Here is a 6,646-nt window from a genome sequence, read left to right as displayed (position 1 = left end):
ATCTCGCGGTTCGCCACGCTCACCGTCCCGTAGACCGCCCCCTGCACCCGCTGTGCCAGCGCGAGCGCCTCGGCGGGATCGCCCACGTCGGGGCACACGATGAGGAACTCGTCGCCGCCGAAACGCCCGACGATGTCCCGGCCCCGGACCGCGGCGCGCAGACGGTCGGCCACGACCACCAGCAGCTCGTCGCCGGCCGCGTGACCCAGCGTGTCGTTCACGGACTTGAACCCGTCGATGTCGAGGAAGGCCACGCCCGTGGTCGACGTCGCGCTGGCGGCCAGGGCCGCCTCCAGCGCGGCCATGATCGAGGCCCGGTTGTGACAGCGGGTGAGGACGTCGTAGGTGGCCCGATGCTCGAGCTCGCCCCGCAGGCGCACGCTGTCGGTCACGTCTTCGACGCAGACGATGGCCCCGCTCACCTCGCCGCCGTCGTCGGTGAGCGAGCGCAACAGGATGCGGGAGAAGCGCAGCTCCTCGCTCCCCGGACGCCGGAGGCGGACCTCGAGGGTGGCGTCGCGCCCGTCGATGAGCACGCCGTCGAGCGCCTCTTCGAGCGAGGGCCAGTCGTCGGCCGCCACGCTTCTGAGCTGGTCACGCACGGTGCCGCAGGGCGCGACGCCCACGATCTCGCCCAGGCGCTCGTTGGCGTAGAGCACCCCCCCGGCCCGGTCGACCTGGAAGACCCCGAGGGGCAGCGCCTCGGCCAGGCGGTGCAACAGCTGCTCGCGGGCCCGCACCGCCTCGTGCGCCGCCATCTCGTCGGAGATGTCCATGAGCTCGGCCCGCACGTAGCCGTGGGCGGGGTCGTCGAGCAGGTTGTGGTTCGTGATCTCCAGCCACACCCACGAGCCGTCCCGGCGCCGGTGCCGCAGCCGGACGCGATTGCTCTGGCCGGGCCGGGCCAGCATCTCCATCCAGCTCTCCACCGCCCGCTCGCGGTCGTCGGGGTGGATGAACTCGAGCGAGCGCTGGCCCACCATCTCCTCCGGTGTCCAGCCGAGCATCTGGGTCGTCGCCCCGTCGATGGCCACCAGCACCGCGAGCTCGTTCTTGCGCGTGGTCGAGAAGCGCGTGACGACGGCCGGCATGTCGGGAAGGCCGTCCAGCACAGCCTGCGCGTCGCCATCTTCGGCAACCAGCACGACGATGAAGACGCCATGATGTTCCCGGACGTCGAAGAAGTGCAGCTCCGCCGAACGGCCCGGAAAGTTCATCAGCTCGACCGTCGCACGGGCGGCACCGGTTTGCCGAGCTCGATCCCAGGTCGTGATCATCACCTCCACGTCCCGGGCCGCGACGAGGTGCAGGGCGGAGCGGCCGGCGAGGACCTTGTGGCCGTTCAGCGGCACCGAGGCAGGCATCGGTACGCGGAGACCATCGGCATTCGCCGCGGAAACGACAGCCTCCGGGTGCTGGTCGAGCAGCACCGTCAGCGCGCGGTCGAGCGCCTGGGCATCGGTCGAGGCGGGCTGGTCCACCTTGTCGTGTTCGTCCACCACCGAGGCCCGCTTGAGCAGCTGATCCTCGAGATGACCCAACACCCGCGCGCCAACGCTGCCGCGTCAGCGGGCTCGGAGGCGGGGGCGCTCAGTAATGCGTCGTCTCGAGCTCGTTCGGGTCGGCGATCGGGGTCTCCCACACCGGACCCGGGCCATCCGGGTCGATGATGGTGGTCCCGGCGCTGGCAAAGAACGTCGCGATCTGGAGCTGGCCCATCTGGCGGCCGCTGATGCGCGGGTCGAGCAGGAACCCGTGCGGGTTGGTGCTCGCGGTTGGCGTGAGGTCGTTGCGGTAGAAGCTGACGACGTCGCGGAGAAATCCGGCCCTAGTGAGCGTGGCGCTTGTCGGGTTGGGCACCGTCATGTCGCCGAACGCAAACTGATACAGGACCTTCTTCACCGGATGGCCGGCGGGCGGGCGCTTGCGCTCGAGCGGTGCGAACGTCTCCGGGCTCCCGGGTCGGTCGATCCAGTTGGTGCGGGCGCCCGCCAACTGGATGGGGATGGCGCCCGGGTAGGGATCCGTGACGGGCGGGTCGAGGTAGAGCGGCACCGACTCGGTGAAGCCGTCCGCGCCCGGCCCACCGTTGAGCAGCGACGGGATGCGGTTCGCCAGCTCGGTCGCGAGCACCGGGCGAAACGCCGGTGAGAGGCGGGCGATCTCGACGATCGGGCCGCCGGGGACGTTGAGCGCACCGACCGGCACGAGGGGGTCGACGCCCATGACCATCGTCCCGTAGATCCCGCCCAGGCTCTGCGCGTAGTAGTCGACGTCGGTCGGCCGCAGATCGTCGGTGCCGTCACCGTCGACGTCGACGCCGCGGCCGATCGCGCGTACGAGGGCCATGTTGTCGGCGGCCGTCTGCCGCAGGCCGTCACGCAGCGCGACGCTCGCGTACCTGCTGGGTTGGCCGAGCGTGCTGACACCCTCCTGATCGGTGATCGTGCCGTCGTGGTTCAGGTCGACGCCGCGACCGAACCCGGAGAAGCGCACCGTCGTCGGCGGGACGGCGAGGTCGACGCCGGCCTCACTGCGCGGCCCGAAGGCGTGGCCGACCGGGTCGATGGCGATGGTGGCGATGCCCCGCTTCAGGTTCTCGTCGCTCGCGAGGAACAGGTCGTACTTCGACCGGGTGATACCGGGGCCGAAGATGGCGACGGGCCACCCGCCCGCGGGCTTGATGCCGGTCGGAAGGATGAGCGTGAACCCCACCTCCGCGAGACCGGTGATCGCCGGGGCACCGGTTCGGGTCGGGGTCTGAGGGATCTTGCGATCGGCGTCAAGCCACGACGGCGACAGGTAGGAGCCGAACGCATACGTGGCCGCTCCCGGGATGGCGGAGTCCAACACCATGTGCTCTACGAGCGGCCCGCTACCTGTGTCGTCGAAACGGCGAACCATGGTGACGTTGGTCGCCGGGTAAACGGTGCGCGTGCCGTCCGGCCGCACGAAATGCAGGCCACGATCGGCGGCGGCGATGCCCGCCGCGGTGTATGCGCTGCCGTCGTCGAGTTGCGCCTGCATCTGGCGCAGGCCGACCGTCGCGCTCATGGTCGTGAACGTGGCCGTGCCCGACTGGCCGTTGATGCCGGAGGTCACGGTGACGTGGTAGGTCGAGGACTCTCGCAGTTGATGCTTGGGGTGCCCGTAGAGGGTGTTCGTCGAGGGATCCCACACGAGCCGCACGAGAGGCATGCGCGCGACCCTGCAGCTGCAGACACGCTCGAGGTAGAGGTTCGTGCCGTTCACCTTCGAGACGTCGATCGGGCCGGAGAACTTGATCTTCAGGTTGGGGTCGAGGTCGAACCCGTCGAGCTGGTCGACGAGCGCGATCTCGTTGCATTTCGACACCTGGACCGAGCAGTTCGTCATCGGCAGGTTGACCCGCCGGCCCGTGAGCTGCGACGCGTCGGCCACGGTGAAGGTGTCGTTGGGGAAGATCGAGAGCGGCAGGGGGACGGCGTGGGCCACGGCCCCCAAGCCGTTGATTGCGAGCGTGGCCCCGAGCAGCGGCACGATCACGAGTAGGCGTCGGCGCATGGCCTGGAACCTCCTGTTCGGGGCAGGCGGCAGCGCCCCCCCAGGGCGCCGACGTTACCCGCAACCGAGGGGGCTCAGCCGTCAAGTCTGGCGCCAGATGACCGATAGATGAAGGAGGAGAGAAGTCGGGGAGGAGTCGTGTTTCGCAAACGTCAGGTGCAAGAGACACCCACTGCGGCCGTGAAGCGGATGCCGTCGTGGGGCCAGCCCGCGCCCTGTCCGAACTGTGGTGTCCTCGGTGTTCTCCTCCACGTCGATCCCGTCAATGTCGTGATGCACCTCAGGTGCCGGGCCTGTGGCACTGAATGGCAACTCGGTGAAGGGGACGTGGAGAATGCCCCAAACGCTGAGCAGCGCGCCCGGGCTCGGGCGCTGAAGGAAGAGGAAGAGGCAGTTCGCGGCGCGCGCCTGGCTGCTGCCGGCGCCGAAGCCGACTGGCAATCCTTCCGCGAGAAGCTCGAGGGCGAAGGCATCGAGGAAGCCCGTTAGGCGCCCTCGCCGCCGACGGCCGCGCCGAGGGTCCCGAGACCTTCGAGCTCACGCTGTTCGCCCCGAAGCGAGCGGTGATGGCCGACGACCGGGCCGTGGTGACGATCCGCGACGGCTGACTGTCGCCGTCGTAGCTATCGCGGCCGTTCCCAAACTGAGATGTGCTTCCTGCTCTGGCTCGTGAATGGCGAGCGATCCCAGTCACCCCAACGTTCCCGCAAATTCAATCCGGCGATTCGGGCCATGAGATCGAGCTCGGCGGGCCAGACGTAGCGATACGGCGAGTCGAAAAGCGCGACGCGATCACCGGCGATGAAATAGTGGTGCGATACCCCCTGCTGGGTCGCGACATCGATCTCGTCGAAGCCGATGTGCGAAGGGCTCACGTCGAATGGCAATGCCAGCGCGTCCGGAGGGAGACGCTGCAGGTCGGGAACCCAGAGCTCGATGACCAACCGGCCTCCGAGAGCGAGGTGCCGAGCCGCGTTCCGGAAACACTCGACCTGCTCGTCCTGCGCCGTCAGGTTCGAGATGGCGTTGTACACGAGATAGACCAGCGAGAAGCTTCCGGACACCCTGGTCGTGGCAAAGTCGCCAACGGTCACGACAAGGGCCTCGGACTCGGGCTTCGCGCGAAGTTGCTTCACCATGTCCGGTGAGATCTCGATGCCGTGGACCTCGACGCCCCTCTGACTCAGAGGCAATGCGACCCTGCCAGTACCGATGCCGAATTCCAGCGCAGCGCCGTCACGAGCAGCATCGGCGAGAAAGCTCACCGTCGGTTCAAGAACGCGAGGCTCATACATGTCCGACGAGCCCAGGTCGTAGCCCTCAGCGAAGCGTCCGGTGAAGATGTTCTGCGGCACGCTGTGACTCTCGCAGACGCAGCGCCGCGATCGCTGGCATTTCTTCGCCGCTCGCCTTCGCCATGCAAGCGACAAACGGAAATCTCCGCGGACGCGAGGGACCGCCGGTGAGAGCATGAGCGCGTGCCGTCGTTCTTCGACCCTCCGCCCCCTTCCACGCCTCCCCCGCTACCTCCCGCGCTGCGCCTGCCACCCTGGGCTGGTCCCCCGGCACGGGTGTTGGGCGAGCTTGTGCATGACCGGGTCCTGATCTACGGCGCTTCTGGGCTCGCCGTGACGCTCGAGCATCTGCGCGCCTATCCCGAGGGCTTCGAGTTCCGCGTCTGCGTGCGCTCCCGCCACGCGCTGAGCGGGTTCGGCTTTCCGCATGGGATCGGGATCCGTGCCGTGGGCCCGATGAGCGTCCCAGGCCATCAGGTCCTCCTGGCCGACCAACAGCTGCGCCTCGGGTTGGGCTTCGCCGACGGCACTCGGGTGACGAACCTTTCACCGCTGGTCGGCGTGGGGCTGGGTGACACACCGCCCAAGCCGCTGCTGGTGCAACAGGGTGTGAGTGGCATCGGCGGCCGCTGGGACCAGCGTTACTGGGTCCCCGATGGACCCCTCGCAGCCGTGGTGGAGTGGAAGGGCCATGGAGTTCCTGAGACGCAGGTCGACCTCGACGCCGCCGCGATCCGCGCCGCGGCCCAGACTGCGCAGTCGCTCTGGGAGGAGCAGCCGGGTCCGTCGTCCGCGCTTTTCCCCCAACCGGGCTTCGGCGTCGCCTTCGCCCCGGATCCCGCGCCGACGGGCCGGACACCCTCCGACGAGGAGACCGCCCGCCGCGCGGTCGAAGCCGCCTTCGCCGGCATGCAGGAGCTGCGGAACGACGAGATGGTCAACGTCGAAGGAGGCGAGCGGCTGGGACCGACGCTACGCGAGCTGCACCGGCGCTTCGGGGGCACCGCGCAGACCGCAGTCCACCGCGTCGAGCGCGTCACATTCGTCAGCGAGAGTGAGGCCGCGGTGTGGTTCTCGGTTTGGTTGGGTGCCTCGTCGCCCTACCTCCCCACGCATCGCGGCGGAGCGGTTGTCGTGGACGGTCGCTGGAAGGTGAGCCGCGCGACGTTCTGCGCCCTCCTGGCGCGAGTGGGCGTCGCGTGTCGACCAGTGAACTGACTGTGCCTAGCGGCGCGCCCGCTAGGTTGGCGAGCCATGAGCGAGTCGGGGCGGAGCGAGGAGGCGCGGGCAGCCTATGGACGCTACGTCGCCGCGCGGGAAAAGGTGCAACGCGGTGAAGCCCGATGGTCGGTGCTCGCCGAACAGCTGTTCACCGAGAACGCCGTCTTCGTCGATCCGGCGTGGGGTCGCATGGAGGGCCGAGCAGCGATCGCCCGCTTCCTCGACGACAGCATGGCGGGCCTCGACGGCTGGACGTTCCCCGAAGAGTGGACCATGGTCGAGGGCGACCGGGTCGTGTCGTTCTGGTGGAATCGCCTGCCCGGCACCACGGCAGACGGTCAGCCGCTCCAGGCGCCGGGTGTCTCGATCCTGCGTTACGCCGGCGACGGACGATTCGACTACGAGCTCGACATCCTCAACATGGCCGAGGTCTTCGAGCTGATGAAGGTGAGCGACTGGCAGACGAGCGCCACGATGCACACGCCTCCGGAGAAGCCCGATCGCAATCCCGCACCCCCAGGCTGACGCCGAGTTACCGGCGCGCGCCCCCGGCTTCCGTTCTCGTAGGAACTGGTCGACGAGCTCGG

6 protein-coding genes are annotated in these 6,646 nt (G+C 68.8%); 3 read left to right on the top strand and 3 right to left on the bottom strand.

All coding sequences use genetic code 11. The features are described from left to right. Positions 1 to 1,544: sensor domain-containing diguanylate cyclase (locus E6G06_01600; protein TML93653.1), on the bottom strand; the 1,544-nt coding region annotated here is incomplete at its 3' end. A gap of 46 nt (positions 1,545 to 1,590) precedes the next feature. Then, complete coding sequence (locus tag E6G06_01595) at positions 1,591 to 3,543, bottom strand: hypothetical protein (GenBank protein TML93652.1); 1,953 nt, start codon at positions 3,541 to 3,543, stop codon at positions 1,591 to 1,593. Between the two features lie 138 nt (positions 3,544 to 3,681). On the opposite strand from E6G06_01595, the gene E6G06_01590 reads away from it, so the two are divergent. Beyond that, complete coding sequence (locus E6G06_01590; GenBank protein ID TML93651.1) at positions 3,682 to 4,032, top strand: hypothetical protein; 351 nt, start codon at positions 3,682 to 3,684, stop codon at positions 4,030 to 4,032. A 134-nt stretch (positions 4,033 to 4,166) separates the two neighbouring features. Here the strand turns inward: E6G06_01590 and E6G06_01585 are convergent, their stop codons facing one another. Next, positions 4,167 to 5,015 (bottom strand): class I SAM-dependent methyltransferase, encoded by an 849-nt coding sequence (locus E6G06_01585; GenBank protein TML93650.1) that lies wholly within the window; start codon positions 5,013 to 5,015, stop codon positions 4,167 to 4,169. A gap of 156 nt (positions 5,016 to 5,171) precedes the next feature. Between E6G06_01585 and E6G06_01580 the strand changes: the two genes are divergently transcribed. Together E6G06_01580 and E6G06_01575 are read left to right on the top strand one after the other, a co-directional pair. Further along, positions 5,172 to 6,056, top strand: a complete 885-nt coding sequence (locus E6G06_01580) for a hypothetical protein (GenBank protein ID TML93649.1) — start codon at positions 5,172 to 5,174, stop codon at positions 6,054 to 6,056. A gap of 36 nt (positions 6,057 to 6,092) precedes the next feature. After that, the gene (locus E6G06_01575; GenBank protein ID TML93648.1) at positions 6,093 to 6,584 is read left to right on the top strand and encodes a nuclear transport factor 2 family protein; all 492 of its coding nucleotides are present in this window, start codon (positions 6,093 to 6,095) and stop codon (positions 6,582 to 6,584) included. Positions 6,585 to 6,646: the final 62 nt, after the last annotated feature.

This window comes from Actinomycetota bacterium, assembly GCA_005888325.1.
In the GTDB taxonomy this organism is placed as follows: Bacteria; Actinomycetota; Acidimicrobiia; order Acidimicrobiales; family AC-14; genus AC-14.
Note: the sequence above shows the minus strand (reverse complement) of the source record. Positions and strands in the feature narration are given on the sequence as shown.

What these genes read in the sequence shown, in the direction of transcription:
- E6G06_01595 (TML93652.1), bottom strand. Translation starts at nt 3,543, where the DNA reads ATGCGCCGACGCCTACTCGTGATCGTGCCGCTGCTCGGGGCCACGCTC.
- E6G06_01585 (TML93650.1), bottom strand. Translation starts at nt 5,015, where the DNA reads ATGCTCTCACCGGCGGTCCCTCGCGTCCGCGGAGATTTCCGTTTGTCG.
- E6G06_01575 (TML93648.1), top strand. Translation starts at nt 6,093, where the DNA reads ATGAGCGAGTCGGGGCGGAGCGAGGAGGCGCGGGCAGCCTATGGACGC.